This window comes from Phaeobacter sp. CAU 1743, from assembly GCF_039839315.1.
GTDB lineage: Bacteria > Pseudomonadota > Alphaproteobacteria > Rhodobacterales > Rhodobacteraceae > Phycobacter > Phycobacter gallaeciensis_A.
On record NZ_JBDOQR010000175.1, the window covers coordinates 1 to 1,996 of the forward strand.

Genomic DNA, 1,996 nt, shown 5'->3' on the forward strand with positions numbered 1-1,996 from the left:
CGCATCGCAAGCAAAGCCCCCAGACGGACTCGCTATATGAGGGCGGTCCGCCTGGGGGCTTTGGCACCCAATAGGCGGGTCAAAATCAAACGCTGAAACCGGGTCACTTTTAAACGCTCATTGACAGCCATGACGCTGCGCAGCACGGTCTGGGGCTGGATCGCGTGGGTGGCGCGTCAGGCGTTTTCCGGTCGGTAAACGCAATCGGCCAGGGTGCTGCGATTGAGGTCGGCGACAAACGCCGCCTCGGCATGGGCTAGCCGCGCTTTCAACCGACATTGCGGAGTCAGGGTGCAGCTGTTGGTGCCGGCGGCGAAGCATTCCACCAGAGCCTGATCAGCTTCGAGGGTCGCCACCACATCGCCAAGGCGGATGTCCTCGGGCGCACGGGCAAGCAGGGCGCCGCCGCCGCCGCCGCGCCGGGTCTCCAGTAGACCTGCCGCGGCAAGTGCCGAGATCACCTTGGCCAGATGGTTGCGGGAGATACGGAATTCATCGGCGAGTTCCGACGTGGTGAAGGCCCGGTCGGGTGCGCCCGCCATCCGCATCAGAACGCGCAGGCCATAATCGGTGAAGGAGGTGAGGCGCAAGGTCGCGCTCCTGAATTGGTACTTGAAGTGCGCATTCGCGAGAGATATGCGTATTTCAAATACCAATTCACTGCGGCCCGCGCAAGGACCGGGCGACGCGCGAGGGAAAGGACCCGCGATGAAAGACCTCCCCGAAACGGACGTGCCGCAGGACACCGACGCGCTGATCGACCATATCCTGACGCGCTATCACGAGATGCACCGGGAGGATCTCGCCTCGCTCGTGCCGCTCGCCGACCGGGTCGAACGGGTGCATGCGGACGATCCCGAGGCGCCCACGGGGCTCGCCGCTGCCATCCGGACGCTCGCCGGCGAGATGGAAGATCACATGATGAAGGAGGAGATGATTTTGTTTCCGGCCATGCGCGCGGGCGGCGGGCCGGGCATCGAGCACCCCATCGCGGTGATGCGCGCCGACCACGACGATCACGTCGAAAACATCGCGCTGATCCGGCGGCTCACCTGCGATCTGACGCCGCCCGAGCATGCATGCGGCTCCTGGCGCTCACTCTATGGCGGCCTGGCGGCGCTGTTCGACGACCTTGCCGCCCATATCGCGTTGGAAAACAACGTGCTGTTCCCGCGCTTCGAGCCGGCTTGAGGCGAAGATGCGGCTTGCGGGAGTGACAGTCGAAGGACGAGGCAGGACGGATCGTCTTCTGGACGCGGTGGCTGACCGGCTAACGCGGGACGGCGTCCGGCTGGTGGGTGCGTTGCGCGCGGCCTCGCCCGATACCGGATCGGGATCGTGCGACTGCGATCTCTGGCTTCTGCCCAACGGGCCGCGCTGGCGCATCACGCAGGATCTCGGCCCAGGAGCCACCGCCTGCCGGATGGACGCGGGCGCCTTCGAGCAGGCCGTCGGGCTCGCGATGTCGCGGCTGCAGGCTGGCCGGACAAACCTCGTGATCCTCAACAAGTTCGGCCTGAGCGAGGCGGAGGGGCGCGGCTTCCGCGCGCTGATCGCCGAGGCGCTGGCCCGCGGCGTTCCTGTCCTGACGGGCCTCTCCGAAACCCACAGGGCCGCGTTCGACCGCTATGCCGATGGGATGGCGACGATCCTCGCACCGACCGAGGCTGCCGTCATGGACTGGTGCAACGCCGCCGTCGGAACCGTGGCCGAGGAGGGCGCGACGCCATGAGCGGACAGGCGACCTACGCCTCGCCCCCCTGCATGGCGGCGGAGGTGGACCCGACCTATTTCGATCCGCTTGGCACGGATGCGCAGCAGGCGCGCGATGTCGTGCGCTGGCGTCGGGCCGAGCGGACAAGACTGGCCGGCCTTAGAGTCTGATTCAAAACTTTTCGAGTGAATTCATTGTCTTGCGAGCATCCGCGTGACGCGGCGGATGTGTGCGATTGTGACCCAAGCTGCCGCGCTGGCGATGGATTTTTCCCAATCCTTC

The 1,996-nt window shown here is 66.0% G+C and carries 4 protein-coding genes and 1 pseudogene; 3 read left to right on the forward strand and 2 right to left on the reverse strand.

Annotated features, from left to right (window positions below):
• Positions 1 to 176: 176 nt before the first annotated feature.
• Complete coding sequence (locus AAFO90_RS24735) at positions 177 to 590, reverse strand: Rrf2 family transcriptional regulator (RefSeq protein ID WP_347511169.1); 414 nt, start codon at positions 588 to 590, stop codon at positions 177 to 179.
• A gap of 118 nt (positions 591 to 708) precedes the next feature.
• On the opposite strand from AAFO90_RS24735, the gene AAFO90_RS24740 reads away from it, so the two are divergent.
• From AAFO90_RS24740 to AAFO90_RS24750, 3 genes are read left to right on the forward strand one after another with little or no spacing between them, the layout of a single operon-like run.
• Complete coding sequence (locus tag AAFO90_RS24740) at positions 709 to 1,191, forward strand: hemerythrin domain-containing protein (protein ID WP_347511170.1); 483 nt, start codon at positions 709 to 711, stop codon at positions 1,189 to 1,191.
• A 7-nt stretch (positions 1,192 to 1,198) separates the two neighbouring features.
• A complete protein-coding gene (locus tag AAFO90_RS24745; protein WP_347511171.1) occupies positions 1,199 to 1,732 on the forward strand; it encodes a DUF2478 domain-containing protein in 534 nt (177 codons plus the stop codon).
• Positions 1,729 to 1,884, forward strand: a complete 156-nt coding sequence (locus AAFO90_RS24750) for a hypothetical protein (RefSeq protein ID WP_347511172.1) — start codon at positions 1,729 to 1,731, stop codon at positions 1,882 to 1,884. The genes AAFO90_RS24745 and AAFO90_RS24750 overlap by 4 nt, the downstream gene beginning before the upstream one ends.
• A gap of 21 nt (positions 1,885 to 1,905) precedes the next feature.
• On the opposite strand, the pseudogene AAFO90_RS24755 reads toward AAFO90_RS24750, so the two are convergent.
• Positions 1,906 to 1,996, reverse strand: a pseudogene (locus AAFO90_RS24755) (IS5/IS1182 family transposase); the annotation flags it as partial.

Coding starts and splice junctions, on each gene's coding strand:
- AAFO90_RS24745 (WP_347511171.1), top strand. CDS start 1,199: ATGCGGCTTGCGGGAGTGACAGTCGAAGGACGAGGCAGGACGGATCGT.
- AAFO90_RS24750 (WP_347511172.1), top strand. CDS start 1,729: ATGAGCGGACAGGCGACCTACGCCTCGCCCCCCTGCATGGCGGCGGAG.
- AAFO90_RS24740 (WP_347511170.1), top strand. CDS start 709: ATGAAAGACCTCCCCGAAACGGACGTGCCGCAGGACACCGACGCGCTG.